Genomic DNA, 26,030 nt, shown 5'->3' with positions numbered 1-26,030 from the left:
CGTGACTTGGCCAACCTTCATCCCCGCCGTCGTCCTGATGGTGTTGAGCCTGATTCTCGGATGGCGCCCGCTGCCGATCCATCCGTCCTGGGCCTCACGGATCCTGGTGATCTCAGCGGTCACCACGGCCCTGGCCGTGCTGAGCACCACGCTCCTGGTGGCTGCGGTCTTCGTGGCGGGTCTACTGCCTACGGGTTCGGTCCTGTCCTCGGGGAAGGGCAGGCTCCTCCTCGACCACGGGCCCGTCCCCACCCACTTCGGGTTGATGGCCCTTGGTTTGTTGTTCGTCGGCCTCTTCGGGGTCAGTCGCCTGGGCGCCCGCTGGTGGAGGGACATACGCACGGTACGCACCGACGTCACCAGCATCACCGGCCAGGAACGACCCATCGCCATGGCCGTACCCGGGCACCACGGCGGCGTGCTGGTATCCAAGGGTCTCCTGCGCGTCCTCTCACGAGAGCAACTGCAGGTGGTCTTCCGTCACGAGCACTCCCACCTGCGGCACAACCACCACGTGTACACCACGCTAGGCGCCCTCGCCGCAGCGGTCTTCCCTCCGTTGAGGACGCTCAACCAGTCGCTGCGCTTCGCGCTGGAGCGCTGGGCCGACGAGGACGCCGCGACGGCGACGGGTGATCGTGAACTGGTCGCCCACACCATCGCCCAGGTGGCTCTGGCCAATCCGCGTCCTCGACCCGGCTGGCACCTGGCGCTCGCGGAATCCCACGTCCTGGAACGGGTCCGGGCCCTGCTCGGTGACGCCCCTTCGAGCAACCGTGTGGCAGGTCCGGCGTTGTTGGGCAGCACGGGTGTGGCGTCCAGCGGCATCGCGTCCAGTTGCCTTCAACTTCACCACCTCTACGCGCTCCTGCTGATCTGAGCCGGGAGCGTTTGGCGGTTTCCGACTCCGCAACGGGCGGGCGACGGCACGTGCGCCTACTGAGTCAACGCAGATCCGACTCTGTCGATCGCCCTGTTTGGCGGAGGAATCGTCCGCGTCCGTAGGTGACCCCGTCCCAGGCTCGCACCCCGCTTCCTTCCCCCGCGCGACACGCATCCTTGCCATATACCCCCCAGGGGTATATGTTGGGCGACATGAACACGACGCCCCCTGACCACAACGCGCACTCCAGCCACGAGCACCACAGCACGAGTCCCGGTGAGCCCCCTGTGAAGGCGGAAGGCCACTCCGCCGAGGGGCACGGCGACTACGCGGGGCACGGCAGTCACGCGAACCACGACAGCCACTCCGGTCATGGAGACCACACCAGCCACGAAGAACACGCGGGCCATGGTGGACACACCGGCCACGGAGAGCACGCGGATCACGGCGGTCACGGCGGGCACGGTGACCACGTGGGGCAGTTCCGGCGGCTGTTCTGGGTCATGCTGGCCATGGCGGTGCCCACGGTCGGCCTGAGCATGATGTTCGCGTCCATCCTCGGTTACACCGTTCCGGACGTGCCCGGCGCGGCCTGGGTCTCCCCGGTACTGGGCACCGTGATGTACCTCTGGGGCGGCTGGCCCTTCCTGACCGGCGCGGTCAGCGAGATCAGGGCGCTCAAGCCCGGCATGATGCTGCTGATCGCCCTGGCCATCACCGTGGCGTTCTTCTCCTCCTGGGGCGCGAGCCTGGGCATCCTGTCCCACGAGTTGGACTTCTGGTGGGAACTGGCCCTGCTGGTGGTGATAATGCTCCTGGGCCACTGGATCGAGATGCGCTCCCTGGCCCAGACCTCCTCCGCCCTGGAGTCCCTGGCCGCGCTGCTGCCCGACGAGGCGGAAAGAATCGTCGGCGACGAGGTCGTCACCGTCGCCCCCGCCGACCTGGCCCTGGGGGACACGGTCATCGTCCGCCCCGGCGGCCGGGTTCCGGCCGACGGGCGCATCACCGAGGGCACCGCCGACGTCGACGAGTCGATGATCACCGGTGAGTCCCGCCCCGTCAGCCGGGGCCCCGGTGACCAGGTGGTCGCCGGAACCGTCGCCACGGACACGGCGCTGCGGGTACGGATCACCGCGGTCGGCGAGGACACCGCCCTCGCGGGCATCCAGCGGCTGGTCGCCGACGCACAGAGCTCCTCCTCACGTGCGCAGCGACTGGCGGACAGGGCCGCCGCCTGGCTGTTCTGGTTCGCCCTGGTCTCGGCGGGCATCACCCTCGCCGCCTGGTCGGTCTTCGGATTGGCCGAGGACGCCCTGATCCGCACCATCACCGTCCTGGTCATCGCCTGCCCCCACGCCCTCGGGCTGGCCATTCCGCTGGTGGTCTCCATCGCCACCGAACGCGCGGCCAAGGGCGGCGTGCTGGTCAAGGACCGCATGGCGCTGGAGAGCATGCGCACCGCCGACACCGTCCTGTTCGACAAGACCGGCACCCTGACCAAGGGCGAGCCCACCGTCACCCACGTCGCCCCCGGTGACGGGCTCGGCGAGGACGAGGTCCTGGCCCTGGCCGCCGCGGTGGAGGCCGACAGCGAGCACCCCCTGGCCAAGGCCATCGTGGCCGCCGCCCGCCACCGGGGCGTCGACGTTCCCAGGGCGAGCGACTTCAGGGCGTCCACCGCCGTGGGTGTGGCCGGAACCGTGGCGGGCACGCGGATCAGCGTGGGCGGACCCGGCATGCTGGAGGCGAACGGCGCCGCCGAGACGGCCATCGCGCAGACCTGGAAGGCCCAGGGCGCGATCATCCTGCACGTGCTGGCCGACGGCGAGGTCATCGGGGCGCTCGCGCTGGCCGACGAGGTCCGCGAGGAGTCCAGGCAGGCTGTGAAGGCCCTGCACGCCCTGGACATCAGGGTCGTGATGATCACCGGTGACGCCGAGGCCGTCGCCAACGCCGTCGCCGCCGACCTGGGCATCGACCAGGTCTTCGCCGGGGTGCGGCCCGAGGACAAGGGGGCCAAGGTCGCCGAGCTCCAGAACCAGGGGCGCAAGGTCGTCATGGTCGGGGACGGCGTCAACGACGCCCCCGCTCTGGCCCAGGCCGACGTCGGACTGGCGATCGGTGCGGGCACCGACGTGGCGATCGCCTCGGCCGGGGTGATCCTGGCCAGCGACGACCCCCGGTCCGTGCTCTCGGTCATCGAGCTCTCCCGGGCCGGTTACCGCAAGATGCAGCAGAACCTGTGGTGGGCGGCCGGGTACAACCTGATCTCCGTACCGCTGGCGGCCGGCGTGCTGGCCCCCGTCGGGTTCGTGCTGCCGATGGCCGTCGGCGCGGTGCTGATGTCGCTGTCCACGGTCGTGGTCGCCCTGAACGCGCAGCTGCTGCGTCGGCTCGACCTGACCCCGGAGGCCAGCACCGCCGCCGTCCTTCGGGCAGCCGGTACTCCTCGCGATGCGGCTCGCGTTTAGGGACGTCCAGAACAGCCGACGCACGAGCGCCGGTCACCGCCACGGCGGTGACCGGCGCTCGTGCTCTGTCAGGCCCACCTCACGGGCGGCTCCCTCGTGGGACTCCCTCGCGGGACTCCCTCGCGGGCCCCCTCCTGGCTCTCCGCGGCAGCTGACGCACGGGGGTGAACCTGCCTCCCCGGCGGCCTCCGAGCACGTCACCGCAGGCCAAGCAGGATGCCGAAGCCCCACGGGACAGCCCTGGCGGGCACGTTGGAGACATGCCGCTTGACTACCCCCCCAGGGGTATGCTAAATCTTGTTCTCAGATACCCCAAGGGGGTATCCGAACCACCAGGGAGAGAAACATGTGCGGCACCTGTTCCACTGACGCCACCCCCGCTGTCACCACGGTCGCCGCCGACGCGCGGGTCTACCAGATCGAGGGAATGACCTGCGGACACTGCGTCAGCTCCGTCAGCACCGAGGTCAGCAGGATCCCCGGAGTCACCGGCGTGGCGGTCGACCTGGCCAAGGGCCGGGTGACGGTCGGCGGCTCGGGCTTCACCGACGAGTCAGTCCGCGCCGCGGTCGACGAGGCCGGATACCAGGTCGCGAGCGTCTGACGACCCCTCGTGGTCCAGCTTCACATCACCCCCTTGGCTCGCCGCGAAGCGGGACCGCGCATCAGAAGACAACCCCATGTCCGCGTCACAGGAGGCGGGTCTGACCTCAGGCATCGTCAACATCTCCTACCCGTTCGACTCCGTCCTGGGCCTGGCCCTGATGCGTTCGGCGAAGTCCACCGACAGCCGGTCCGGCGAGGAGGAGTCCACGAAGACCGGTGTCTGAACCCGCGCGTCGTAGCCGGGCCGCCCGAAGGGAGCGGCCCGGCTACGGCTGTGCAACTGCCAGCGAAGGAGACACGACCATGGATGCGAGGAGTGGTGGCATGAAGGTGGAGGGATTCACCGCGGACGGGTTCGAGGCGGTGCGCCGGACCTTCCAGGAACTGGTGGACGACGGTCGGGAGACTGGCGCGGGCCTGTCCGTCTGGCGGCAGGGGCGCGAGGTCGTCCGGCTGAGCGGCGGGTGGGCCGACGCGGAACGGGAACGCCCCTGGCGGTCCGACACGCTCGTCCAGCCCTACTCGGTGTCCAAGCCGTTCGCCGCGCTCGCGGCCCTGGTGGCAGTCCGGGACGGCGCGCTGGCTCTTGACACCCCGATCGCCGACTACTGGAAGGAGTACGGGCGCCACGGCAAGGAGCACACCACGCTGCGGCACGTGCTCACCCACCAGGCGGGCCAGCCCCGGTTCCCCGCCCAGGCGGCGGGGCTGGACCTGCTGGACGACACCGGACTGCGCGGAAGCCTGGCAGGGGCCGCGCCCGAGTACACCCCCGGGACGTCGCTGGGCGAGCACGCGCTCACCTACGGGCACCTGATCGACGGCGTCCTGCGTGCGGGGGCCCGAACGTCGTTGGGCGAGGTGTTCAACGACGTGGTGCGACCAGGGTTGGGACTGGACGCCTGGTTCGGGGTGCCAGAACACGCGCTGCACCGCGTCGCCGACCTGGAGTACGCCGATCCGGGCTGGCCCGGGCGGCTTCCCGCCGCGCCGTGGTTGGAGACTCCCACCGGCGCCCTGGACGTGGACCGGGCCAACTCCCGCCCCTGGCGGCAGTCGGTCTTCGGAGGAGTCAACCTGCACGCGACCGCGTCCGGGCTGGCGGAGTTCTTCTCCGTCCTCACCGATCCGGACGGCCCGGTGAGCGCACTGTTGGGCCCCCCTCTGCACGCCGAGTTCATCGCGCCGCAGGTCACCGGACACGACGAGGTATTCGGAACCGCTCTGACCTGGACGCTGGGGCTGCTGCGCGACCGGGCCAAGATCGCCAAGGGCGGGATCGGCGGTTCAGCCGCCTGGTGGTCCATCCGGCACGGCCACGCCTGCGCCTACCTGACGCGTCGACTGGACGACCACTCCCGCGCCGCCGCGATCGCGACGGTCCTGGGTGATGACCTCACCCCGGTGCCGGACAACTGAGGAGGGGTACGCCCGCCCACAAGCGTCTTTCACGGAAAAACCCCGTCCTCGCACTGTAGGACGGGGTTTCTCCGGACGGGGCGCCGCTTGCCCCTGCCTCTCAGGACAGAACATCTAGGCAGCGGCGAGGGTGTCGATCGGCGCCCGATCGGTGAGGGCGGGTTTGTACTTCAGGAGTTGGCGGGCCGAACCGACGGCGACGGCACCGACGAGACGGCCTTGGCGGGCGTAGGCGTAGACGAAGCGGCCCTTCTCCTCGGAGCCATGGACCAGTCTCGCCTCGTCCGCCAGGTCCAGGAGCCCGAGGATCTGCAACTTCGCGCCATGGACGTGTGACCAGAACGACGGAAGAGGCTCGAACGTCCCCGCCTCCCCCGGGCCGCGCAGCAGGCTGACTGCGGCATGTCGACCCTGTTCCACGGCGTTCCCCCAGTGCTCCACGCGTACAGGGCGACCTTCGTAGAGCGGGTGCGGCCATCGGGCGACGTCACCTGCCGCCACCACGTCGGTCGTTCCCTCGGCGAACAGCGCGGCGGTCGTCACCACGCCGCCGTCGAGTGGGAGGCCCGAGCTCTCCAGCCAACCGGTGTTCGGTTCCACTCCGAGGGCCAGGAGAAGGAGGTCTGCCTCGACCTCGGACCCATCCGTGAGACGGAGCCGCGCGACCCTGCCGTCCCGGCCCTCAACCGTCCGGATCCCCGTTCCGAAACGGACGTCGACTCCGGCGGAAGCGTGGGTCCGCGCGATCCAGCGTGCGACGGGTCCCCCCAGAGCGGCGACGAGCGGTAGGGGCGAGCTGTCGATGAGTGTCACGTCGATCCCCAGCGTCCGGACCGCTCCGGCGACCTCCGAGCCGATCAACCCCGCCCCCAGTACCGCGACGCGTCGGGGCCGGGCGTCGAGCGCGGCCCGCAGCGCGAGCCCGTCGTCCAGGGTGCGCAGGACGTGGACACCGTCCAGTCCGTTCGTCAGACCGGGCAGGCCCCGAGGCCGCGCCCCCGTGGCGATGACCAGGCCGTCGTAGGGGACAGATGTTCCGTCCTGCACGTGGACCTCGCGGGCGGCGCGGTCGAGGCCGACCGCACGGCCGCCCAGGAGCCACCGTGCGTCCAGGCCCTCGGATCGGGGTAGCTCGATGTGGTCGACGTGGCCGTCCGCGTCGGTCAGTACCCCCTTGGACAGGGGCGGGCGGTTGTAGGGGAGGCGGTCCTCCTCACCGATCACGGTGAGCGTTCCCGCGAACCCCTCCTTGCGCAGGGTCTCGGCCGCACGCAGACCTGCCAGGGAACCACCGACGATGACGATGTCGCGGGGGGCGTTCATGGTTGTCCTCCTCAGGAGCTGGCGACCCGAAGGCGGGTCGCACCTCCAGTACTAACATACCCCTAGGGGGTATGCAAAGCAGTGAAGCAGGCTCACAGAATGAGACTTACATACCCTACGGGGGCATATCATCCCTTGGGTTGTTGGGCGGAGCCTCCGACCCGGAGGCCCTTCGCCACACGAGCGTCACAAGCCCGCGCGGTTCCCAAGAGGGCCGCCACGAGGAAAGGCCCGAGGGCGAACGCTCCCGCCAAGCTGGGGCTCCACGGCCTGGGCCTCGCCGTGGCCTTCGGCGGCGCCCCGGGAGTCGGCACCGTGGTCGACCCCCTGCTCTCCGTAGCCGACCGCAGAGAGTCCGCCCGCGCGGTCCGGGGCATCGGCCCTCTCACACACCCGGTGCCAGGTCAGACCGGACGACCGCCGCACACGCCACAACACCAAGGATGAGAGAGCGCACATGGACACCAGCAGCGACAGGAAGACCCGCAACCTCCAGCGGCTCAACCGCGTCGAGGGACAGGTCCGAGGCATCTCCCGCATGGTCGAGGACGACAAGTACTGCATCGACGTGCTGACCCAGGTCTCCGCCGCCACCCGGGCGTTGCAGGTGCTCGCCCTGGAACTGCTCGACGAGCACATGCACTGCTGTGTGGCCGATGCCGCCGCTCGCGGAGGCCCCGAGGCCGGGGAGAAGATCGACGAGGCCTCCGCCGCCATCGCCCGCCTGGTCCGCTCCTGACCCGCCGAAGAGCCCGAACAAGGAACCACCTCTTGACTACCCCCTAGGGGTATAACTACGGTGGAAAAATACCCCCTATGGGTATTTTTCGAGAATGAAGGAGTGATGGCGATGTGCGCAGGTACCTGCAACTGCGGCATGGAACGAGGAAACTCCGAAGGCGCAACGAAAGGGGCCCAGCCCACGCCTCTGCTCATGCGCGCGGGCAACGATCGGTCGCCAGACGGGATCGTCTCGCAGGACACGCCGTCCGACAGCACCGTCTCGTCCCCGACGCCGAGTGCTGACTGGCACCTCCGGGGCGAGTGGTTCGACGTCTGTAGCTGCGCCCTGCCCTGCCCCTGCACGTTCGCGCAGGCGCCCACCCACGGGGACTGCCTCTTCACACTCGCCTGGCAGGTCCATGAGGGCCACCACGGCGACATCGACCTCAGCGGGCTGGGGGTCGTGGCCGTCGGAGAGTTCGAGGGGAACATGTGGATCGACGACCCCAACGCCACGATGAAGCTGATGTTCTACATCGACTCCAAGGCGGACGAGGCCCAGCGCGACCACCTGGAGAGGATCTTCACAGGCCGCGAAGGTGGCTGGCCGGGACAATTCGGCTCTCTCATCAGCGAGCTGAGGGGGATCGAGTACGCCCCGATCACCTTCGAGGCCGCCGCCGACCTCGCCTACTGGAAAGCGGAGATCCCCGGGCGGGTCAGGGTCGGCGCCACCGCTCTCACCGGTCCAACGGCCGACCCCACCCGGCGGGTTCAGCTCGTCAACGCACCAGGCGCCGAGGTCGGCCCCGGACAGGTCGCCACCTGGGGCGTCGTGGCGGATGACCACGCCACCGGCTTCGACTTCTCTCACCCGTACCAGGGTGGATCCAGCAAGCACTTCCCCTTCGACTGGCGCCCGAGCTGACCTGCGGAACCCGCTCGGCGCGGACCGCCTTGGTAGGACGCCCGGGTGGAGGGGCCTGCCGGCGTCACGCACGGCTTCGTACGTGACACCGACGGGCCCCAGCCGTTTCCAGGACCAACTCTCACCAGGAACGGAAGGTGGCCCCGGCGTCGGTGGACCTGCTCACCCGGTGGTCGGCGACCACGACGAGCTGTTCGGCGTCGGCATGGAGTGCCTGCGCCTCTCCCTCGATGCGGCCGGTCGACTCCCAAGTCGCACCGGCGTCCTCACTGCGGTGCACTCCCCCGTCCGGCGCGACACCGAAGACGACCTCCGTGTCCGGGACCCAGTCGACCAACGCCAGAGGCGGTGCCCCTTCGACGGGAGCGAACGCCGCCCCGCCGTCGCTCGAGCGCATCAGCCCGCCCTGTGTAGTCGCCACGACGGTTCGGCCGTCATCGGCCATCGACAGGGCGAACGGTTCGATGTCCTCGTCGAGCGTGCTCCACGTGCTGCCGTCCTCGGTCGCACGAAGGCTCCCGTCGAACCCGACCACGCGCTCGGCGGTCGCGACCAGGGCGTGGAAGTCCGACTCCCCCGCTCTGGACAGGGCCTGCCAGGTCGCCCCGCCGTCGCGGGACTCGATCAGGCCCACCGGGTTCGGCATGTCGACACCCTCATGGGGGTGGCCGCTCGCCACGTAGCGGCCCGGTTCGGCGACCGAGAAGCCCATCAGGTCGACGCCCGGCCCGATCCGTTCCGGCACCACCGACTCCTCTCCCGGCCCCCCTGGAGCGGCCAGGACGTAGAGGCCCTCGTGGGAAGCGACCAGGACGTCACCGGTATCGGGATCGATCCCGACCCCGTGCACGTGCGACACCTCCGTCGGCAACTCGACTCCCACCACGGCGGACTCCGTGTCCCCGCCCTGTCCCACACCACCCGAATCCGCCGACGTACACCCGGCCGACACGGCGATCAGGCCCGCGCTCACCCCGACGGCGACCGCCAGCCGAGGCCTCTTGTTCGTGTTCACTTTTCCGTACCCGTCCCTCACCAGACATCGCCCAACGCGGAAGCGGGTGCCGAGCAGTTCGCCCGGCACCCGTGACGGGTCGGTCAGTGCCCGCCGTGGTCCTCGTCGTCGGAGGACGTTTCCGCGTGGTCCTCGCCGCCATCACCGCCGCCGGTGCCGAGCATGTCGTTCATCTGCTCGATCTCGGTCCGCTGCGCGTCGACGATCTCCTGCGCCAACTCCTGGGCCTCGGGGTTGACGCCCTGTTCGATCTCGGTCTCGGCCATGGTGATGGCACCTTCGTGGTGCTGGACCATCATCTCCAGGAACATCGTGTCGAAGGCGTCGCCCTCGGCCTGCTCCAGGTCGGCCATCTGGTCCTCGGACATCATGCCGTCCATGCCGTCATGGTCCATCCCGCCCATGTCGTCCATGGGCTCCTCGCCCCACGACTCCAACAGGCCGGTCATCTGGTCGATCTCGGGGCCCTGGGCCGCCTCGATCTCCGCGGCCAGCCCGCGGACGTCCTCACCGGCCCGGGCCTCGGCCAGCTCCGACATCTCCACGGCCTGCTCGTGGTGCGGGATCATCATCTGCGCGAAGCTGACGTCCGCGTCGTTGAACTCGGTCTCGCTCTGCTCGGAGGACTCCGGCGCGGCGGTCGTCGACTCGTCGTCGGTCCCACCGCACGAGGCCAGGAACATGGTCGCCGCGACGGCGACGGCCGCCGGGGCGAAGGCACGCTTGTACACGCTCATGGTCGATTCATCTCTCTCTGTAGTCATTCCGCCGCACGGACGAACTCGCGTCGGCGCAGCGGCTGTGGGGCACACATCAGGACAGGCGTCGCTTCCGGACCCGCCGGTCGACATCCGTCCGCGGGCCTCCTATATGCGAAGCACCTGTAACTGCGTCAGAGAGAGGGCACGGGGTGGAGGAGAGAGGTTCCGGATGGATCGGCGAAGCAGACACACCGCGCGCTGCGGCGCCTGCGGCCAACGGTGGAACGCCACCGCGGCGACGCCCAACAGCGCGATCGCGACACCCACGATCGCCAGGCACATCAACGTGGGATCCATGGGAGGCGGATCGGTGTCGACGGCGAAGTGGCCCGGCTCCGGGCCCGCGACCATGACCGCCATCTCCTGGCCGCCACCGTGCTCGCCGTCATGCGGATGGCCGAGCGTGTGCATGGCGCCCACGCCCAGCACCAGCGCCGCCAGCAACAGGATCCGCACCCAGGCGAGCCCCACGCGACGGCTGCGCGATGACGTGGACAACGACATAACCGCAGGGTAACACCACTGTCTCCGCTGGCTTCGCGGCCTCGGTGATCGCGGTCCGCCACGAAGCCGGAGGGAGACGCCGACGACCGCGTGAACGTGTTCCACCCTCTCTCCTCCTGTCCCGGTCCGGCCGACGCCCGTTAGGGACGACGGGCGCCGACGAAGTGCTGCGCCCAGTAGTCGGCGAGCCGCACCTCTGAGACGGTCTTACCGCTGCTGGGAGCGTGGACCATCAGGCCGTTGCCCACGTAGAGGCCGTTGTGGCCCAGGTCGGGGAAGAAGAAGAGGATGTCGCCGGGCTGGATGTTCTCCCACGAGACCTGGTTGGGCATGTCGTACTGGGTGTAGGTGGTCCGGGGGATGCTCACCCCGGCGGCTCCCCAGGAGGCCTGCGTCAGACCGGAGCAGTCGTAGCCGTTGGGACCCGTTCCGCCCCACAGGTACGGAGTACCGATCTTGCCGTAGGCGAAGTCGATGGCGGCACGAGCGTTGCCTGAGGCCGAACCGGTGTAGGTGGGCGCGTCGCCTCCCCCCGCGGCCGTCTCACCCGCGTTGGCGGGGTTCTCCCCGCCGAACGAGGCCAGGAGTTCCTCCTGTTCGGTGAGGCTGGTGTCCACCTCGTCCTTCTGTTCCTCCAGTTCCTCCAACTGTTCGGCGGTCTCGTCGCGGGCGAGCTCGGCCTCGCCCTTGAGGGCGATCAGGCGCGCGTCGCTCTCGGCGAAGGCCTCCAGTTCGCTCCTGCTCGACTCGGAGAGGTAGGACAGGTCGGCGGACTGCTCGTAGATCTCTGCGGGGTTGTCGACGAACAGCGAGGTCCGCACCGAGTCGGGGTCGTTGGACTGGTAGCTGGCGCTGGCCAGCCGGGCCGCCTTCGTCTGGAGTTCCTCGTAGCGCTCCTCCTCAGAGCCGACCTGCTCGTCCAGTTCCTCGGCCTTGTACTCAGCGGTTTCGAGGGTCTCCTCCGCCTCGTTGTACTCCTGCACGAGGGTGCTCGACTCCTGGAGGAGTTCCTCGATCTGCTCCTCGACCTCCTCACGGGTGGGCTCGGGTTCGGCGTGGGCAACGGCGGAGGGAAGGAGCAGGCTCCCGATGATCGCGAAGGCCAGGCCGGAGGCGATCCGGTTCCCGGCGATGCGGTGGTTGTTCTCCATGAAGACCTCAGAGTCGGGTACCGCGCCCCGTGGAGCGCGGGAGAAAAGGGGGAAAGATCGATGGGGGCCGACACGGCGGAGCGCTCTGGTGTCGGGGCGGCGCGAGGGCGCCGGAGGCGTGCTGATCAGGCCGGGTCGCCGAACGGTCGGCGAGGGCAGCCGTTCAGAGAACGGCTGGTCCGGACCCGTTCGGGGAACCGGGGATATCGCGCGGACGACAGGCGAACGCGCGCCTGCGCGTTCGGTCGGGTGTGCTGGGTCGGCCGGTCTACACCCGGCGCACGCACAGGGACACGAGTGCCCTGGTGCCTCCGAGCGGAAGGACGCGGTGGTACCAGGGGGCGCGGTGACCGACGACCCGGCGCGGCGAGGGCAGGAGCGGACCCACGAACGCGAAGACGCCGAAGCCCAGCAGCGCAGACGCCGACAGCGATCCCACGCGCTGGTCCGACAGGACGTCCGCGCTGTCATCGCACGCGTCGTCCTCGTGGCCGTGCGCGGTGTCGGAGGAACCCATCACGTGCTCAGCCGCTTGGCTGGATCCGACCGGGGACGCGACGCCGTCGGCGGCCGAGGCCGCGTGGGGGTGGCACAGGGAGATGGCCACGACGCCCAGGGCCAACAGCATGGTGAGGACCGCTCTGATCCAGAGCGGCGTCATTGACGTCGGCGATGCTGTGGGCACGAGTGACAGGCTACCGAAACTGTCAAGAAACCATGACCAGACCGGAAACCGACAACCGCTCTCCCCCTGCCCTTGCCTTCCTCCCCCACACGGCATAGGGTTTTGCAAATACCCCCTAGGGGTATATTCGAAAAAGAGCGCGATACGGCGGCCGGTGAAGCCATGGACCTGCGCCGCACCGCCCAGAAGCCAATCGAACGAGGGAGACCCCCATGGACGCGCAGGAGAAGCAGTGTCACGGACACGGCCACGGGCACGAGCCGGACACCGAACACCTCGAATCAACCGAAGTCGCCGAGTGCCCGGTCATGCGCGGCACGATGGTCGTCAAAGCCGAAGCCGAGGAGAACGACCTCGCACGAGAGCACGAAGGGCAGCTGTACTACCTGTGCTGTGACTCCTGCGGCGCCCTGTGGGACGCCGACCCCACGGAATACGCCGGACGGTGACAGCTCAGGGCGGGGGCGGCCCTTCCAGGGTGGGCTGCCCCTGTTCAGCCAGCCGGGTCAAGCATCCGATCAGGCAGGCAAGAGCACCCAAAGCCGCAGGGGTCGCACCACCCTCTGAGTTCGCTCCCGGCGCCGCGGCGCGCCTCTGCTCGACGGTAACGACCTCCTGAGCCACCCTGAGCGCGGCGGCCCCGGCGACGCGTACCAGCACCTTGCGATTCCACACGGCGGCCATGAGCTACTCCCCTACTTGTGGCTCGATACCCCCATAGCCGGGGGGCGCTCTTCCTTCACATATACCCCCCGGGTGTATAAAGAGCAAGTGTGAGAAGAGCGGTGGCAGCAGGCCCGAGAGCGAGGAAACGCACGTCAGATAGACATGCGGGACGATGGTCCCCGATCAGCGCCGTTCGTGAAGTTCAGGGCCAAGCTGGTGGCGACCAGGGTCTTGGCCAGGCGAACCTCGCCGACGTGGGCGGCGTTCATCTGCACGAACACGGCGGTGAGCATCACCAGCAGGGCGGGCAGCACCAGGTGGCCTGCCACCTCTCCGACTGGCAGCACCAACCCCAGGCCCAGTCCGGCCAGAGCGGAGGCAGCGACCAGTAGGCCCTGGAGCCGTTCGGCGAGTGACATCTACTGCTCCTTCGCGACGCCGACGGGGGCGTCGTTGAAGGCGCCGAGCAGGCGGGCAGCCTGTTCGGCGCGGCTGCCGGGTTCGGGAAGGCGACGGGGGTCCGCGCTCACGTGCAGGCGCACCCGCTGTGCGGTGAAGTCCAGGCGCAGGCGCAGGAAAGAACAGCACTGGCGTTCGGCCGCGGCCAACTCGGCCAAGGGACCCGCCTGGTCCAAAGGAAGACTCCAGGTACACCCCTGGGGACCGAAGGTCTGGCGCGCGTCCTGAAGCATCAGACGCCAGCGGTCGATCCTTTGCTGGTAGTCGGCTCCGTCCAGCGAACACGACGGCGCCTCGGTGACCGCCGCGAGCGCCGGGTGTTTCCGTGGGGTGGGCTCTACCGGCGCGGACGGGTTCATGGTGAGGAAGGAGCAGCTGGGGTCGCAGGGGGTCTCACGGTCGGGTAACTGCGCCAGGCTCCGCAGCGCGTTACTGATCAGGTTCCGGAACTCCTCCAGCGCCGCGCTCTTCCGGTCGGCCTCGGCGAGTCAGTCGGCAATACGTGGTTTCAGGCTGGCCTTGACCTGTGCGCAGTGGTGGTCGGCTCAGATCGCGGTGAGCTCACCGATCTCGTCCAGGTCCAGACCGAGCTGTTTCGCGGCCGTGATGAACGCCAACCGCTCCAGCGCCCGCTGGTCGTAGAGGCGGTACCCGGCCGGAGAACGCTGGGCCGGAAGCAGGCCGCGCTCCTCGCAGTAGCGCAGGGTCGAGGCCGGAACGCCGGAGCGTTCGGCCAGCTCAGAGACACGCATCAACACCATGCGCCCAAGGTAGACCTTCGAGTCGACTTGAAGGTCAACCCCGACCCTCGCCCCTGTCGGCCGTCGATCAAGCGGCGTCCAGTATCCGGACCAGCCTCCTACGGGTGGCCAGGAGTGGATAGCAGGCGTCCGAGTACGGGGACGAAACGTCCGGTGCGGGCGGCGTAGGAGCGGTAGGCGGTGTCGTGGGTGCGCAGCAGGTAGGGCTCCTCGATGGCTCGGACCTGCACCTGCACGGCGGCGACGAACACCACCAGAGCCGCCACCGACAGCGCCGAGGGAACGGCGAGCGCCTGCCCGAACAGTAGTACCCCCATGCCGGTGAAGACCGGGTTGCGCACGAGCGCGAAGACGCCGCGGGTGACCAGCTCCGTGCGCTCGTCCTCGTCCACGCCGATGCGCCAGGAAGTCCCCATCGCGCCCTGGGAGACGAGCACCAGAACCAGGCCGAGCAGCATCAGGGCCAAACCAATGGCTCCCACACTCCGGGGCGGGCTCGCCGTGGCCAGGTCGAACAGGGCGGCCACGGGTGCGGCCAGGCCCAAGGCGAGCGCGCCGGCGAAGAGCACGCTCCCCCACCAGGGGGCGGTGAAGGCGGTGGTGTCCGGGCGGCGGAATCCGGTGTCGCCGGTGCGCCGCCACGCGGCCAGGGTGCGCACGCCGAAGGCCAGGGCCAGGCCGAGCAGATAGAGGACGAGTGCGGTCACGACCACGGGGGTCTCCGTTCAGGTGGGGCGGACAGTACTCAGATCCGGGTGGCGACGCCCAGGAGGTAGTCGCCGCCGATGCGGGTGCGCCAGGCGGTGCCGATCTGCAACCCGTGGCGGGGCAGTTCGGCGAGGAACTCACCCGCGCTGAACCGGTCAGCCGTGGGGTGGTCGAACAGGGCCTGGTAGGTGGGACGCGCCAGGGCGGTGGCGGTGACCTCGTCGAAGAAGAACCGGCCGCCGGGCGTCAGGACGCGGGCGACCTCGGCCAGGGCGTCGCGCCAGTTCGGGATGTGATGGATGATCGCGAAGTCGAACACCGCGTCGTAGGAGGCGTCCTTGCCGCCACCAATGGGGGCGAAGGCGGCGGCCAGGTCGGTAGCCGAGCCCCGGGTCAGGTAGACGCGCTCCCCGTGGCGTTCCAACCGCCGCCGGGCCCTGACCAACATGGCCGGATCCAGGTCCACGGCGTCCACGGAGGCGGCACCGAAGGTGTCCAGGATGAGTTTGGTGCCGTATCCGGGTCCGCATCCCAGCTCGGCGACCCGGGCGCCGGGGGTGCGCCCGCCCAGCTTGATGAGCAGGTTGGCCTCGTAGTGCTGGAGCAGCCGCCGGGGCGGTGAGTCGATCAGCGCCGACTCCACGCGGTTCATGAGCATGCCCACACCTTCCATCATCGCTATTTTAGGATATGATCGTCTTATGACGATGAATAGCACGGATGAGTGCCTCGCCACAACCGAGGGCGTGGGCGCCGCCGAAGCCCTCTTCCACAGCCTCTCCGACGGCACCCGGCTGGCCATCGTGCGCCGTCTGGCCCAGGGCGAGGCGCGGGTGGCCGACCTGGTGTCCCAGTTGGGGCTGGCCCAGTCCACGGTCTCCAAGCACGTGGCGTGCCTGCGCGACTGCCACTTGGTGGACGGTCGGCCCGAGGGGAGGCAGGTGTTCTACTCCCTGGCCCGCCCCGAACTGCTGGACCTGCTGGCCTCAGCCGAGATCCTGCTGGCCGCGACCGGTCAGGCGGTCGCGCTGTGCCCCAACTACGGAACCGACAGCCAGACCACGACGACGATGGAGGTGCGCGGTGAGTGACGCGTGCGGATGCGGCGGCGACGAGCCCCGCACAGGAGAAGAGGCCCAAGAGCACGAGCCGGAAACGCTGTGGCAGGTCGGTGAGATCCGCTTCGCCGCCGTCGCCGCGGCGCTGCTGCTGGCCGGTTACGGCGCGGGCTGGGTCGGTGCCCCCGACCTGGTGGGCTTGGTGTTCAAGGCCGCCGCCCTGGCCGTCGCGGCCTGGACGTTCGTGCCCGGCACCGTGCGCCGTCTGGCCAAGGGCAGGATCGGCGTGGGCACGCTGATGACCATCGCCGCCGTCGGCGCCGTGCTTTTGGGCGAGGTGGGCGAGGCCGCGATGCTGGCGGTGCTCTACACCATCGCCGAAGGGCTGGAGGAGTACTCCGTGGCCCGCACCCGGCGCGGCCTGCGCGCCCTGCTGGACCTGGTCCCCGACCAGGCCCGGGTGCTGCGCGACGGTGTGGAGCGCACCGTCGACCCGGCCGAACTGGTCGTGGGCGACACCCTGGTGGTGCGCCCCGGCGAGCGCCTGGCCACTGACGGCGTCCTCGCCTCCGGGCACACCAGCCTGGACACCTCCGCCATCACCGGCGAGTCGGTGCCCGTCGAGGCCGCGCCGGGAGACGAGGTGTTCGCCGGGTCCATCAACGGCACCGGCGTGCTGGAAGTGAGGGTGACCACCACGGCCGCCGACAACTCCCTGGCCCGCATCGTGTCCATCGTGGAGGCCGAGCAGTCCCGCAAGGGCGCCGCACAGCGCCTGGCGGACAAGGTCGCCAGGCCCCTGGTGCCCGGGGTGATGGTCGCCGCCGTGCTCATCGCCGCCCTGGGATCCCTGTTCGGTGACCCGCTGACCTGGATCGAACGCGCCCTGGTCGTGCTGGTGGCCGCCTCCCCGTGCGCGCTGGCCATCTCCGTGCCCGTGACCGTCGTGGTCGCGATCGGCGCCGCCTCCAAGCACGGCACCCTGGTCAAGGGCGGAGCCGCCCTGGAGGCCATGGGCCGCATCCGCACCGTGGCCCTGGACAAGACCGGCACCCTGACCCGCAACCGGCCGGCCGTCATCGAGACCGCCCCCGCCCCCGGCCACACCGCCGAGCAGGTACTGGCGGTGGCCGCCGCGCTGGAGGAGCGCAGCGAACACCCCCTGGCCCGCGCCATCTTGGCCGCCGCCCCCGCACCCGAACGTATCGAGGACGTCGAGGCGGTCACCGGCGCAGGGCTCACCGGCACCCTGGACGGGCGCAGCGTGCGGTTGGGCCGACCGGGCTGGATCGACCCAGGCCCCCTGGCCGAGGATGTGCAGCGGATGCAGCACGCGGGTGCCACCGCCGTCCTGGTCGAAGAGGACGGCGCGCTGCTGGGCGCCATCGCGGTGCGCGACGAGCTGCGCCCCGAAGCGGGTGAGGTCGTGGCCTCCCTGCGCGGTGCGGGCTACCGGGTGGCGATGCTCACCGGCGACAACCACGCCACCGCCGCCGCCCTGGCCGCCCAGGCGGGCATCGACGCGGGCGACGTGCACGCCGACCTGCGCCCCGAGGACAAGTCCCGCATCGTCTGCCAACTCCGCGAACACGGCCCGGTGGCGATGGTCGGTGACGGCGTCAACGACGCGCCCGCCCTGGCCACGGCCGACCTGGGGATCGCCATGGGCGCCATGGGCACCGACGTGGCCATCGAGACCGCCGACGTCGCCCTGATGGGCGAGGACCTGCGCCACCTGCCCCAGGTCCTGGGCCACGCCCGCCGCTCCCGCGCCATCATGTGGCAGAGCGTGGGGCTGTCGTTGGCCATCATCATCGGCCTGATGCCCCTGGCCCTGTTCGGCATCCTGGGCCTGGCCGCGGTCGTCCTGGTCCACGAGGTCGCCGAGGTCGTGGTCATCGGCAACGGCATCCGCGCCGGACGCACCCGCAAGCTGGCTCTGACCCCCGGCGGCCCCGCCACCGCCACACCGCGCGAGAGCGTGGAGGCCGGGGCGTGACGCCGACGACACCGGCCACGGTCAGCACGCTCTCCCGTTGGGGCGTGCTGGCCGCCGCAGCCGCGCTCGCAGCAGCCGACCTGGCCCTGAAGGCCCTGGCCGAGCACCGGCTCACCGGCGGGCCCGGACCGCATCTGTTGGGGCTGATGGAGTTGCGCCTGACCTACAACCCCGGCGTCGCCTTCAGCCTGGGCGCGACCCTGCCAGCCTGGACCATCGTGGCAGTCACCGGGCTCATCACCGCCGCCGTGGCCGCCTATACCTGGCGCACCGCTCCCACCACCCCGCTCGTGGGCCGCATCGGCCTGACCGGGGTGCTGGGAGGTGCGCTGGCCAACCTCATCGACCGCAGCCTGGACGGCGTGGTCACCGACTTCCTGCACACCGGCTGGTGGCCCACCTTCAACCTCGCCGACGCCCTCATCGTCGGCGGCGCGGTGCTCCTCGTGCTCACCGCCGCCCGCCAGCCCGAATCGGCACCGCCGGGCAAGGACCCTGACCCGTGGAGCTGACCACCATCGCCCAGGCCGTCGGCCTGTTCGCCGTCACCAACATCGACGACATCGTGGTTCTCGCGCTGTTCTTCGCCCAAGGTGCCGGGCACCGCGGGGCCACCGCTCGAATCGTGGCCGGGCAGTACCTGGGCTTCGCCGCGATCCTGGCCGCCGCGCTGGCCGCCACCCTCGGCGCGACCTTCCTGCCCGAAGCGGTGCGCGCCTACTTCGGGCTACTGCCGCTGCTACTGGGCCTGCGCGCGGCCTGGAAACTGTGGCGCGGCGATGACGACGATGACGCCCCCGACAGCAACGGCGGCCCGGCCCTGCTCACCGTCGCCACCGTCACCTTCGCCAACGGCGGCGACAACATCGGCGTCTACGTCCCCGTTTTCGTCACCGTAGGCTACGCCAGCCTGGCCGTCTACGCCGCGGTCTTCCTCGTCCTGGTCGGTGTGCTGTGCGCGGTCGGCAAGTTCCTGGCCACCCGCGCCCCCATCGCCCGCGCACTCAGCCGTTGGGGGCACATCCTGCTGCCCCTGGTCCTCATCGTCCTGGGCATCGTCATCCTCATCGAAGGAGGCGCCTTCGGACTGTAGGCCCACCCCGCCCGGGCCCGTCACGTACCGGTGGATCCGAGCATCCCAGCTCCCGATAGCCATAACCCGGACAGAGAAGGACGGGGAGTACCGCCTCTTCGAACAAGTGCGCAGCCCTTGACGAGAAAAGCGGGGTCTGACCACGGTCACGCGGTGACCTGGGTATTGTTCGACTCGTGGCCGAGGTGACCAGTACGCGACGACAGCGGACCCCCATGCGGGTCCTGCTGCTCTCGGTGCTGGTGTTCGGCCATTTCCTCTGCTCGGTCTGCCACGTCGCCCTCGCCACGGCCGACACCACGGCCGAGGTCGGCTCGGCACCCGCTGCTGTCCAGACGACGGGCGCAACGGCCAGCAGTGTGGCACTGCACGGTCTGGATGAGGACGGTCGGTCCGTCTGCGCCACCGAAGGTGACGTCAGCGTCGATCTGCGCCTCACCGCGGCAGAGATGCTCATACTTCTCATCTTCGGCATGGTTGTCGTCGCCACGTTCTGGCTGGCACCCCCGCGCCCGGGCCCATGGCTCACCCGCCGCCCCCTCATCACCACGCGCAGCGGGCCACCGCTACTCCTCTCCTTGTGCATCCAGCGGGTATAGGCCGAATCCTCTTTCACGGGCTTCGGCGCTGACGCGCACGCCCGTGTACGGCCTTCTTCCCTGTGCCCTGGCCCGACCGCCGTCGTGCTCCGCCTACCGACCGAAGACCTGTCGGACATGGCGGTTAAGCGCGCGGACACGGACCTTTCGCGGCCGACCCGCTCAAGTCTGGATGTGACATGACCAGAAATCTCGCTGTCACCCTTGTCCTGCTCACCGGTGCCGTGCTCTCCCTCGGCATCTTCGCCTACAGCGCCAACCGAGGCCCAGCCGCTCCCGAGGGCGCCTCCAACGCCGCCGCTCCGTCTCCTGCCCTCGCGCCTGAGGACCTGTTGGTGCGCGAGAACAGCCACTACCTGTCCCGAGCCGAGAACTCCGAGGTGACGGTGGTGGAGTTCCTCGACTTCGAGTGCGAGGCCTGCCGCGCCCAGTTCCCCGTCATGGAGAAGCTGCGCGCCGACTACGAGGGGCGGATCAACCTCGTCATCCGCTACCTCCCCCTGCCCGGCCACACCAACTCCGAGGCCGCCGCCACCGCTGTGGAGGCCGCGGCCGAGCAGGGCGCGCTGGAGGAGATGTACGTCAGGATGTACGAGACCCAGCCCGAGTGGGGCGAGTCCCAGGAATCCAAGGCCGAGGTGTTCGTCGGCTTCGCCGAGGAGCTCGGCCTCGACGTGGACGAGTTCACCGTCACCATGGAGGACCCCGCCACCCTGGAGCGTGTGCGCGACGACTTCGCCGACGGCGTCCAACTGGGCGTCCAGGGCACCCCGACGATCTTCGTCAACGGCCGCCAGACCGCGTCGATGCCCAACTACGAGACGCTGTCGTCGATGATCGACATGGAGCTGGGAGCATGAGCACCGCACCCGTGCTCCAGGAGACCGACGATACCGCCCCGGGCGCCGGGGTTCCCGTCATCAGCCGCGCTCTGCCCTGGCTTCTGGCTGTCGGCGGCGCGATCGGGCTCGTCGCGGCCATGGCACTGCTGGTCGAGAAGATCCGCGTCCTGGACGACCCCGACCACGTGCCCTCGTGCAGCATCAACCCCGTGCTCTCCTGCGGCACCGTGATGGACACCCCCCAGGCCGCGGCCTTCGGGATACCCAACCCGATCATCGGCGTCGCCGGCTTCGCCATCGTGACCACCATCGGTATGGCACTGATCGCCGGAGCCCGCTTCGACCGCTGGTTCTGGCTCGGGCTCCAGGCAGGCACCCTGTTCGGGGTGGGCTTCGTGCACTGGCTCATCTTCCAGAGCCTGTACCGGATCAGCGCGCTGTGCCCCTACTGCATGGTCGTGTGGGCGGTGACCATCCCGCTCTTCTGGTACGTCACCCTGCACAACCTGCGCTCCGGCCACGTCCCCCTACCAACCGCTCTGCACCGGCCGATCGACGTGCTCGCCCGCAACCACACCGTGGTGCTCACCCTGTGGGCCCTGGCGATCATCGCGGCCATCACCCAGGCTTTCTGGACCTACTGGACGACGCTGCTGTAGAAGCGGCCGCCCGATACCGCCGATGCGATTGGGCGCGTACCCATCACCACGTACCGACCAACGGGGCCGGGACCGCGCGAGACGAATCGGCATGCACGTACGCGGCGCGGGCCGGAACGCGCCAGCGGTGTGCACCAGTCGTTTCGAAGCGCGCTCCGACGTCCCAGCCTCTCTGCCCTCTTGGAGAAACTGTGAACGACAGTATGAGCATGGACCACGGGATGACCGGTCCGATGTGGGTGCCCGTGGAACCGCCCACCCTGGAGGGACTGCTCGCCTGGCATCCACAGCCCTATGCGATCTTCCCGATCCTGTGCGCCCTGCTCGCCGGCCTGTACGCGGTCGGCCTGGTCCGCCTGTGGCAGCGCGACATCCCCTGGCCGATCGGCCGTACCGTGAGCTGGTTGGTGGGGGTGGCCCTGGTGCTGTGGGTGACGGCCACCGGCATCGAGGGCTACGGCATGGCGATGTTCAGCGTCCACATGTTCCAGCACATGATCCTGACCATGCTCGCGCCGGTCTTCCTGCTGATGGGCGCACCCGTGACCCTCATGCTCAGGACGCTGCCCGCTGGCAAGGGGAAGCGGGCGGCGCCGCGGCGCGCACTGGTGTGGCTGCTGCACAGCCCGATCGCCAAGGTGGGCGCGCACCCGGTGTTCACCCTGTCGCTGTTCGTCTTCAGCCTCTACGGCATCTACTTCACTCCGATCTTCGACACCCTCATGAGCAGCGTGTGGGGGCACTACTTCATGCTGCTGCACTTCCTCGTCACCGGGATCATCTTCTTCGGGCCGGTGTTGATGGTGGACCCGTGGCCCGGGACGAAGAACCACCTGATTCGGATGATGCTCATGATGGCCGGGCTACCCTTCCACGCCTTCTTCGCGATCGCGATGATGATGTCCCCGGGTCCCATCGTGCGCTTCTTCGCCTCCCCGCCTCCGTCGTGGAACGTGGACGTCATCGATGACCAACTCTGGGCGGGCGGCCTCACCTGGGTGTTCGGTGACATCCCCACCATCGTGGTGATGCTTGTGCTCGCCGTGCTGTGGATGCGTTCCGATGACCGGCTCGCCCGGCGCAAGGACCGCCAGGCCGAGCGTGACGGAGACGCAGAACTGAACTCCTACAACGCCTATCTCCAGCGGTTGGCCGACCATGAGGCCGCGGCACGGGAAGCCGGTGGCCGTCCCGCCCCGTTCGTCGTGAGGCGCTGACGGTCAACCCACAGGGCCACGGCGACGAGTCCGCCCAGCATGTTGGCCGCAGCAGGCACGAGCGCCAGTAGTACGACGAGCAGCAGGTTCTCCCGGTGGCCCCCTGTCCCTCCCCTCCTCTGGTCGAACACCGGAGAGAGGAGGGGAGGAGCAGAAGGGGACCGGTGGGTCGGCTCCGCGATGCGGACCGCTGACCGAACGTCGTCGCCGTTGAGCCGTGGACGGCTTTCCTCGACGGCACTCGTAGGTCGGTTCCGCGATCGGCACCGACCGCACCACGGACAGATGAACACGCCAAACCACAGCCCAGTGACGCAGCTCACTCCGATTCCGATCGCAACCCTGACGCAACCATGTGGTTACTTTAAGTAGTCTTCGTGTGTGCGCGTGGAAAAGGCGGCGATCGTGGAGCGGCGGGGGCTGTGGCCCCTTCTGCTGCTGTCGTTCGTTGCCGTCGCACACGTGCTGTGCTTGGCTGGGCATGCGGCTGACACGGTGGAGGCGCCGTCGGTTTCCCCTGCGGTCCACGCGGCGGCCGAGAAGCCGGACAGGGGTGCCGTTTCCACCTCCGCCGCCCCTCACAAGCATTTCGTGGGAGAGCACCACGCCCACGACAGCACTGCCGGTTCCACCGCCGACCAGCGCGGTTCCACCGCGAAGCTGTGGCTGCTGCTGTTCGACACGGGTATGGCGTCCACCGCCGTGCTGTGGTGTCCTCCGCCGCGCGGCCATCTCCGACGACACGTCGCAGAGCGGCGGATTCGGCGGCGAAACGCCGCCCGGCTCCTGCTCTCACTCTGTGTCTGGCGAGTCTAGAAGGACCTTCTTCTGTTCCGGCCGATCACGTCGGCCCGAACAGGACCTCATCCGTCCTTCACCGTCTTCGCGTCGCGGCCTCCTGCCGGGCGCGGACACGGCGGGCCGCGGCGCCTTCGAGGCGCGCGTCCCGATGGTTCACGTATCCCGCTGTGACGCAGCGGGTGGGAGAGATCCGTGCAGACCAACACCCTGGGCGAGGCCATGCCCGAAACCAGTCCCGGCCGCCTGCTGGCCACCCCGACCGCGATGGCCCAGCACACACTGGCCGGAGTCGTCGGCAACACGCCACTGCTGTGGATCGGAGAACCATTCTGCGGTACTGGACAGGGCTTCTGGGCCAAGCTCGAAGGCCACAACCCCGGCGGTATCAAGGACCGGCCCGCGCTGTACATGGTCGATCGCGCCCGCCAACGCGGACAGCTCGCACCGAAGGCGATGATCGTGGAATCCACCAGCGGAACCCTCGGCCTGGGACTCGCCCTGGCCGGGATCACCTACGGGCACCCGGTGGCGCTGGTCACCGATCCGGGGATGGAGCCGCTGATGCAACGGCTGCTCACCGCCTACGGCGCGACCGTGCACACCGTCACCGAGCCGCACCCCAGCGGCGGATGGCAGCAGACCCGGCGGGACCGCGTACGGGAACTCCTCGCGGACGAGCCCGGCGCCTACTGCCCCGACCAGTACAACAACCCCGACAACGTCGGGGCCTACACCTCGCTCGCCCACGAGCTCATCGCCCAGATGGGCCGGATCGACACCCTGGTGACCAGCGTAGGGACCGGTGGCCATTCGGCCGGGGTCTCACGGGCTCTGCGCCGGTTCCTCCCCGATCTCAGGGTGGTGGGCGTCGACACGGTCGGCTCCACCATCTTCGGCCAGCCCGCCGGGGAGCGGCTGATGCGCGGCCTCGGCAGCAGCATCCACCCCCGCAACGTCGACTACGCCGCCTTCAACGAGGTGCACTGGGTGGACGCCGCCCAGGCCGTGCAAGGCGTCCGCGCCCTGACGGCCTCCCACTACACCAGCGGAGGATGGAGCGTCGGCGCGGTCGCCACGGTGGCCCGCTGGCTCTCGCGCACCCGACCGGCGACCGAGCGCATCGTCGCGGTCTTCCCCGACGGACCCCAGCGCTACTTCGACACCGTCTTCAACGACGACTACTGCGTCGCGCACGGTCTGCTCGGACGGCCGGTTCTCGACGATCCCGACGAGATCGCCCATCCGCGCGAACGCGCCGTAACCCGCTGGACCCGCTGCACCCGGGTCACCGATCCGCGTCGGCACGGCGCCGACGCGGCCATGGCGTTGGAGGGACGGCGATGATCGAGACCTGGAGGCGCCTGCGGGGATTCGACCGCAGTGTGAAGCTGTTGATGGTCAACCAGCTGACCATCAACACCGGCTTCTACATGCTCATGCCCTACCTCGCCTTCCACCTCACCGACAGCGTGGGTATGGCCGTGTGGACCGTCGGGCTCGTTCTGGGCATGCGCAACCTCACCCAGCAGGGCATGTTCCTCGTCGGCGGTAGCATCGCCGACCGGCTCGGCTACAAACCAGCGATCCTGGCCGGCTGCGCCCTGCGCACCGTGGGCTTCGCGGCACTCGGCTTCGCCGACTCCCTCCCGGTACTACTGCTCGCCTCGGCCGCGACCGGCTTCGCCGGGGCGCTGTTCAACCCGGCTGTGCGCGCCTATCTGGCCCAGGACGCCGGCGATCGGCGCGTCGAGGCCTTCGCCCTGTTCAACGTCTTCTACCAGACCGGCATCCTCATCGGACCGCTGATCGGCATGGCGCTCATCGCCGTGGATTTCTCCGTGGTGGCGAGCGTCGCCGCGGCGTTGTTCCTGGCCCTGACCGTGCTCCAGGCCCGAGCTCTACCCGCCCGGCGCGCCCCGTCCGTCCAGCAGCGTGCAGGCGTCCTCGGTGTGTTGGAGGACTGGCGCACAGTCCTGGCCAACCGGGGCTTCGTCGTGTTCACCGTCGCCATGGCCGGGTCCTACGTGCTGAACTTCCAGGTGTACCTGGCGATCCCGTTGGCGGTCCAGGACTCCGTCGCAGCGGTGGGCCTGGGTTCGGACAGCGGAAGCGCGGCGGTCGCGGCCCTGTTCGGGGTCTCGGCACTGGTCGCGATCATCGGACAGGTCCGCATCACCGACTGGGCCAAACGCCGCTGGGACGCCGCGCAGGCGCTCCCGCGCGGCCTTGCCGTCATGGCCCTGGCCTTCCTGCCCATTCTCGCGATGCCGCCCGTCACCGGAGCCGTACGCGATTCAACGGCGCCGCCCCTGGCCGTCGCCGCGCTCATCGTGGCGCCTGCGATGCTCACCGTCGTCCTGCTCAGCCTCGGCACGGCGCTCGTCTATCCCTTCGAGATGGACACGGTGGTCCGGCTGTCCGGAGACCGGCTGGTCGCCACCCACTACGGCCTCTACAACACCGTCTCCGGAATCGGCATCACGCTGGGCAACCTCCTCGTCGGAGCGGGGCTGGAACTCGATCCGCCGGTCTCCACCACGGCTCCCTGGCTCGCCCTGGCGGCGCTGGGAGCGGTGTGCGCGCTGAGCGTGGGGCTGATCGGCCGGACCGGCAAGATTACGGCCGCATCCAAGCCTGGTGAACCCGCTGCCTCACCGGTGGACTGACCGGCCGGGCCGCGGTGTGGGACACACCAC

Annotated in this window: 29 protein-coding genes and 1 pseudogene; 19 read left to right on the top strand and 11 right to left on the bottom strand. The window is 69.6% G+C overall.

Features of this window, described 5'->3' with window-relative positions; genetic code table 11:
- Position 1: 1 nt before the first annotated feature.
- The 5 genes from ACSIH6_RS05445 to ACSIH6_RS05425 all read left to right on the top strand — a co-directional run bounded on the left by ACSIH6_RS05445 (position 2) and on the right by ACSIH6_RS05425 (position 5,382).
- Entirely contained in the window at positions 2–880 is an 879-nt protein-coding gene (locus ACSIH6_RS05445) for a M56 family metallopeptidase (RefSeq protein WP_435107108.1), read from the top strand.
- 215 nt (positions 881–1,095) lie between these two features.
- Positions 1,096–3,357: a heavy metal translocating P-type ATPase gene (locus ACSIH6_RS05440; protein ID WP_435107107.1), complete on the top strand. Its 2,262-nt coding sequence runs from the start codon at positions 1,096–1,098 to the stop codon at positions 3,355–3,357.
- Positions 3,358–3,703: 346 nt separating this feature from the next.
- On the top strand, positions 3,704–3,961 hold the full coding sequence (locus ACSIH6_RS05435) for a heavy-metal-associated domain-containing protein (protein WP_435107106.1): 258 nt from the start codon (positions 3,704–3,706) through the stop codon (positions 3,959–3,961).
- Positions 3,962–4,037: 76 nt separating this feature from the next.
- A complete protein-coding gene (locus ACSIH6_RS05430; protein ID WP_435107105.1) occupies positions 4,038–4,187 on the top strand; it encodes a hypothetical protein in 150 nt (49 codons plus the stop codon).
- A 100-nt stretch (positions 4,188–4,287) separates the two neighbouring features.
- Positions 4,288–5,382, top strand: coding sequence for a serine hydrolase domain-containing protein (locus ACSIH6_RS05425; protein WP_435107104.1), 1,095 nt, complete (start codon positions 4,288–4,290; stop codon positions 5,380–5,382).
- 114 nt (positions 5,383–5,496) lie between these two features.
- Here ACSIH6_RS05425 and ACSIH6_RS05420 read toward each other — a convergent pair whose 3' ends face one another.
- Positions 5,497–6,705 carry an NAD(P)/FAD-dependent oxidoreductase gene (locus tag ACSIH6_RS05420; RefSeq protein ID WP_435107103.1) on the bottom strand — a complete coding sequence of 403 codons (1,209 nt, stop codon included), beginning with the start codon at positions 6,703–6,705 and terminating at the stop codon, positions 5,497–5,499.
- Between the two features lie 457 nt (positions 6,706–7,162).
- Here ACSIH6_RS05420 and ACSIH6_RS05415 point away from each other — a divergent pair, with 457 nt between their 5' ends.
- Both ACSIH6_RS05415 and ACSIH6_RS05410 read left to right on the top strand, forming a co-directional pair.
- On the top strand, positions 7,163–7,444 hold the full coding sequence (locus ACSIH6_RS05415) for a metal-sensitive transcriptional regulator (protein WP_435107102.1): 282 nt from the start codon (positions 7,163–7,165) through the stop codon (positions 7,442–7,444).
- 195 nt (positions 7,445–7,639) lie between these two features.
- Entirely contained in the window at positions 7,640–8,356 is a 717-nt protein-coding gene (locus tag ACSIH6_RS05410; RefSeq protein ID WP_435107101.1) for a DUF1326 domain-containing protein, read from the top strand.
- Positions 8,357–8,477: 121 nt separating this feature from the next.
- Here ACSIH6_RS05410 and ACSIH6_RS05405 read toward each other — a convergent pair whose 3' ends face one another.
- The 5 genes from ACSIH6_RS05405 to ACSIH6_RS05385 all read right to left on the bottom strand — a co-directional run bounded on the left by ACSIH6_RS05405 (position 8,478) and on the right by ACSIH6_RS05385 (position 12,472).
- Complete coding sequence (locus ACSIH6_RS05405; protein WP_435107100.1) at positions 8,478–9,371, bottom strand: F510_1955 family glycosylhydrolase; 894 nt, start codon at positions 9,369–9,371, stop codon at positions 8,478–8,480.
- A gap of 83 nt (positions 9,372–9,454) precedes the next feature.
- Complete coding sequence (locus tag ACSIH6_RS05400) at positions 9,455–10,108, bottom strand: DUF305 domain-containing protein (RefSeq protein WP_435107099.1); 654 nt, start codon at positions 10,106–10,108, stop codon at positions 9,455–9,457.
- Positions 10,109–10,237: 129 nt separating this feature from the next.
- Positions 10,238–10,636 (bottom strand): DUF6153 family protein, encoded by a 399-nt coding sequence (locus tag ACSIH6_RS05395; RefSeq protein ID WP_435107098.1) that lies wholly within the window; start codon positions 10,634–10,636, stop codon positions 10,238–10,240.
- A 140-nt stretch (positions 10,637–10,776) separates the two neighbouring features.
- On the bottom strand, positions 10,777–11,787 hold the full coding sequence (locus ACSIH6_RS05390) for a C40 family peptidase (RefSeq protein ID WP_435107097.1): 1,011 nt from the start codon (positions 11,785–11,787) through the stop codon (positions 10,777–10,779).
- 268 nt (positions 11,788–12,055) lie between these two features.
- A complete protein-coding gene (locus tag ACSIH6_RS05385; RefSeq protein ID WP_435107096.1) occupies positions 12,056–12,472 on the bottom strand; it encodes a hypothetical protein in 417 nt (138 codons plus the stop codon).
- A gap of 212 nt (positions 12,473–12,684) precedes the next feature.
- Between ACSIH6_RS05385 and ACSIH6_RS05380 the strand changes: the two genes are divergently transcribed.
- Positions 12,685–12,921: a hypothetical protein gene (locus tag ACSIH6_RS05380; RefSeq protein ID WP_435107095.1), complete on the top strand. Its 237-nt coding sequence runs from the start codon at positions 12,685–12,687 to the stop codon at positions 12,919–12,921.
- 414 nt (positions 12,922–13,335) lie between these two features.
- Here ACSIH6_RS05380 and ACSIH6_RS05375 read toward each other — a convergent pair.
- From ACSIH6_RS05375 to ACSIH6_RS05355, 5 genes and pseudogenes are all read right to left on the bottom strand, one after another.
- A pseudogene (locus ACSIH6_RS05375) lies at positions 13,336–13,557 on the bottom strand (arsenic resistance protein); the annotation flags it as partial.
- A complete protein-coding gene (locus ACSIH6_RS05370) occupies positions 13,558–13,956 on the bottom strand; it encodes a hypothetical protein (protein ID WP_435107094.1) in 399 nt (132 codons plus the stop codon).
- A gap of 186 nt (positions 13,957–14,142) precedes the next feature.
- Entirely contained in the window at positions 14,143–14,358 is a 216-nt protein-coding gene (locus ACSIH6_RS05365) for a MerR family transcriptional regulator (RefSeq protein ID WP_435107093.1), read from the bottom strand.
- A 98-nt stretch (positions 14,359–14,456) separates the two neighbouring features.
- Positions 14,457–15,071, bottom strand: coding sequence for a methyltransferase family protein (locus ACSIH6_RS05360; RefSeq protein ID WP_435107092.1), 615 nt, complete (start codon positions 15,069–15,071; stop codon positions 14,457–14,459).
- A 32-nt stretch (positions 15,072–15,103) separates the two neighbouring features.
- Positions 15,104–15,742 (bottom strand): class I SAM-dependent methyltransferase, encoded by a 639-nt coding sequence (locus ACSIH6_RS05355; protein ID WP_435107091.1) that lies wholly within the window; start codon positions 15,740–15,742, stop codon positions 15,104–15,106.
- A gap of 25 nt (positions 15,743–15,767) precedes the next feature.
- Between ACSIH6_RS05355 and ACSIH6_RS05350 the strand changes: the two genes are divergently transcribed.
- The 11 genes from ACSIH6_RS05350 to ACSIH6_RS05300 all read left to right on the top strand — a co-directional run bounded on the left by ACSIH6_RS05350 (position 15,768) and on the right by ACSIH6_RS05300 (position 26,000).
- Complete coding sequence (locus ACSIH6_RS05350; protein WP_435107090.1) at positions 15,768–16,157, top strand: ArsR/SmtB family transcription factor; 390 nt, start codon at positions 15,768–15,770, stop codon at positions 16,155–16,157.
- Positions 16,150–18,123: a heavy metal translocating P-type ATPase gene (locus tag ACSIH6_RS05345; RefSeq protein ID WP_435107089.1), complete on the top strand. Its 1,974-nt coding sequence runs from the start codon at positions 16,150–16,152 to the stop codon at positions 18,121–18,123. The genes ACSIH6_RS05350 and ACSIH6_RS05345 overlap by 8 nt, the downstream gene beginning before the upstream one ends.
- A complete protein-coding gene (locus ACSIH6_RS05340) occupies positions 18,120–18,635 on the top strand; it encodes a signal peptidase II (protein ID WP_435107088.1) in 516 nt (171 codons plus the stop codon). Before ACSIH6_RS05345 ends, ACSIH6_RS05340 begins: the two co-directional genes overlap by 4 nt.
- A complete protein-coding gene (locus tag ACSIH6_RS05335) occupies positions 18,626–19,216 on the top strand; it encodes a cadmium resistance transporter (protein WP_435107087.1) in 591 nt (196 codons plus the stop codon). Before ACSIH6_RS05340 ends, ACSIH6_RS05335 begins: the two co-directional genes overlap by 10 nt.
- A 176-nt stretch (positions 19,217–19,392) precedes the next feature.
- The gene (locus tag ACSIH6_RS05330) at positions 19,393–19,815 is read left to right on the top strand and encodes a hypothetical protein (protein WP_435107086.1); all 423 of its coding nucleotides are present in this window, start codon (positions 19,393–19,395) and stop codon (positions 19,813–19,815) included.
- Positions 19,816–19,994: 179 nt separating this feature from the next.
- Positions 19,995–20,675: a DsbA family protein gene (locus tag ACSIH6_RS05325; RefSeq protein ID WP_435107085.1), complete on the top strand. Its 681-nt coding sequence runs from the start codon at positions 19,995–19,997 to the stop codon at positions 20,673–20,675.
- Positions 20,672–21,316 carry a vitamin K epoxide reductase family protein gene (locus tag ACSIH6_RS05320; protein ID WP_435107084.1) on the top strand — a complete coding sequence of 215 codons (645 nt, stop codon included), beginning with the start codon at positions 20,672–20,674 and terminating at the stop codon, positions 21,314–21,316. Before ACSIH6_RS05325 ends, ACSIH6_RS05320 begins: the two co-directional genes overlap by 4 nt.
- 191 nt (positions 21,317–21,507) lie before the next feature.
- Positions 21,508–22,533 (top strand): cytochrome c oxidase assembly protein, encoded by a 1,026-nt coding sequence (locus ACSIH6_RS05315; protein WP_435107083.1) that lies wholly within the window; start codon positions 21,508–21,510, stop codon positions 22,531–22,533.
- A gap of 381 nt (positions 22,534–22,914) precedes the next feature.
- Positions 22,915–23,349, top strand: a complete 435-nt coding sequence (locus tag ACSIH6_RS05310; RefSeq protein ID WP_435107082.1) for a hypothetical protein — start codon at positions 22,915–22,917, stop codon at positions 23,347–23,349.
- Positions 23,350–23,526: 177 nt separating this feature from the next.
- Positions 23,527–24,678 carry a PLP-dependent cysteine synthase family protein gene (locus ACSIH6_RS05305; protein ID WP_435107081.1) on the top strand — a complete coding sequence of 384 codons (1,152 nt, stop codon included), beginning with the start codon at positions 23,527–23,529 and terminating at the stop codon, positions 24,676–24,678.
- Positions 24,675–26,000: an MFS transporter gene (locus ACSIH6_RS05300; RefSeq protein WP_435107080.1), complete on the top strand. Its 1,326-nt coding sequence runs from the start codon at positions 24,675–24,677 to the stop codon at positions 25,998–26,000. Before ACSIH6_RS05305 ends, ACSIH6_RS05300 begins: the two co-directional genes overlap by 4 nt.
- The last annotated feature ends 30 nt before the right edge of the window (positions 26,001–26,030 follow it).

It is taken from the genome of Nocardiopsis synnemataformans, from assembly GCF_965343085.1.
Classification (GTDB): Bacteria; Actinomycetota; Actinomycetes; order Streptosporangiales; family Streptosporangiaceae; genus Nocardiopsis; species Nocardiopsis alborubida.
Note: the sequence above shows the minus strand (reverse complement) of the source record. Positions and strands in the feature narration are given on the sequence as shown.

Excerpts from the sequence above, each read along its gene's own strand:
- ACSIH6_RS05440 (WP_435107107.1), top strand. The coding sequence starts at position 1,096 with ATGAACACGACGCCCCCTGACCACAACGCGCACTCCAGCCACGAGCAC.
- ACSIH6_RS05435 (WP_435107106.1), top strand. The coding sequence starts at position 3,704 with ATGTGCGGCACCTGTTCCACTGACGCCACCCCCGCTGTCACCACGGTC.
- ACSIH6_RS05430 (WP_435107105.1), top strand. The coding sequence starts at position 4,038 with ATGTCCGCGTCACAGGAGGCGGGTCTGACCTCAGGCATCGTCAACATC.
- ACSIH6_RS05425 (WP_435107104.1), top strand. The coding sequence starts at position 4,288 with ATGAAGGTGGAGGGATTCACCGCGGACGGGTTCGAGGCGGTGCGCCGG.
- ACSIH6_RS05420 (WP_435107103.1), bottom strand. The coding sequence starts at position 6,705 with ATGAACGCCCCCCGCGACATCGTCATCGTCGGTGGTTCCCTGGCAGGT.
- ACSIH6_RS05415 (WP_435107102.1), top strand. The coding sequence starts at position 7,163 with ATGGACACCAGCAGCGACAGGAAGACCCGCAACCTCCAGCGGCTCAAC.
- ACSIH6_RS05410 (WP_435107101.1), top strand. The coding sequence starts at position 7,640 with ATGCGCGCGGGCAACGATCGGTCGCCAGACGGGATCGTCTCGCAGGAC.
- ACSIH6_RS05400 (WP_435107099.1), bottom strand. The coding sequence starts at position 10,108 with ATGAGCGTGTACAAGCGTGCCTTCGCCCCGGCGGCCGTCGCCGTCGCG.
- ACSIH6_RS05395 (WP_435107098.1), bottom strand. The coding sequence starts at position 10,636 with ATGTCGTTGTCCACGTCATCGCGCAGCCGTCGCGTGGGGCTCGCCTGG.
- ACSIH6_RS05390 (WP_435107097.1), bottom strand. The coding sequence starts at position 11,787 with ATGGAGAACAACCACCGCATCGCCGGGAACCGGATCGCCTCCGGCCTG.
- ACSIH6_RS05380 (WP_435107095.1), top strand. The coding sequence starts at position 12,685 with ATGGACGCGCAGGAGAAGCAGTGTCACGGACACGGCCACGGGCACGAG.
- ACSIH6_RS05370 (WP_435107094.1), bottom strand. The coding sequence starts at position 13,956 with ATGAACCCGTCCGCGCCGGTAGAGCCCACCCCACGGAAACACCCGGCG.
- ACSIH6_RS05365 (WP_435107093.1), bottom strand. The coding sequence starts at position 14,358 with ATGGTGTTGATGCGTGTCTCTGAGCTGGCCGAACGCTCCGGCGTTCCG.
- ACSIH6_RS05355 (WP_435107091.1), bottom strand. The coding sequence starts at position 15,742 with ATGATGGAAGGTGTGGGCATGCTCATGAACCGCGTGGAGTCGGCGCTG.
- ACSIH6_RS05350 (WP_435107090.1), top strand. The coding sequence starts at position 15,768 with ATGACGATGAATAGCACGGATGAGTGCCTCGCCACAACCGAGGGCGTG.
- ACSIH6_RS05325 (WP_435107085.1), top strand. The coding sequence starts at position 19,995 with ATGACCAGAAATCTCGCTGTCACCCTTGTCCTGCTCACCGGTGCCGTG.
- ACSIH6_RS05320 (WP_435107084.1), top strand. The coding sequence starts at position 20,672 with ATGAGCACCGCACCCGTGCTCCAGGAGACCGACGATACCGCCCCGGGC.
- ACSIH6_RS05300 (WP_435107080.1), top strand. The coding sequence starts at position 24,675 with ATGATCGAGACCTGGAGGCGCCTGCGGGGATTCGACCGCAGTGTGAAG.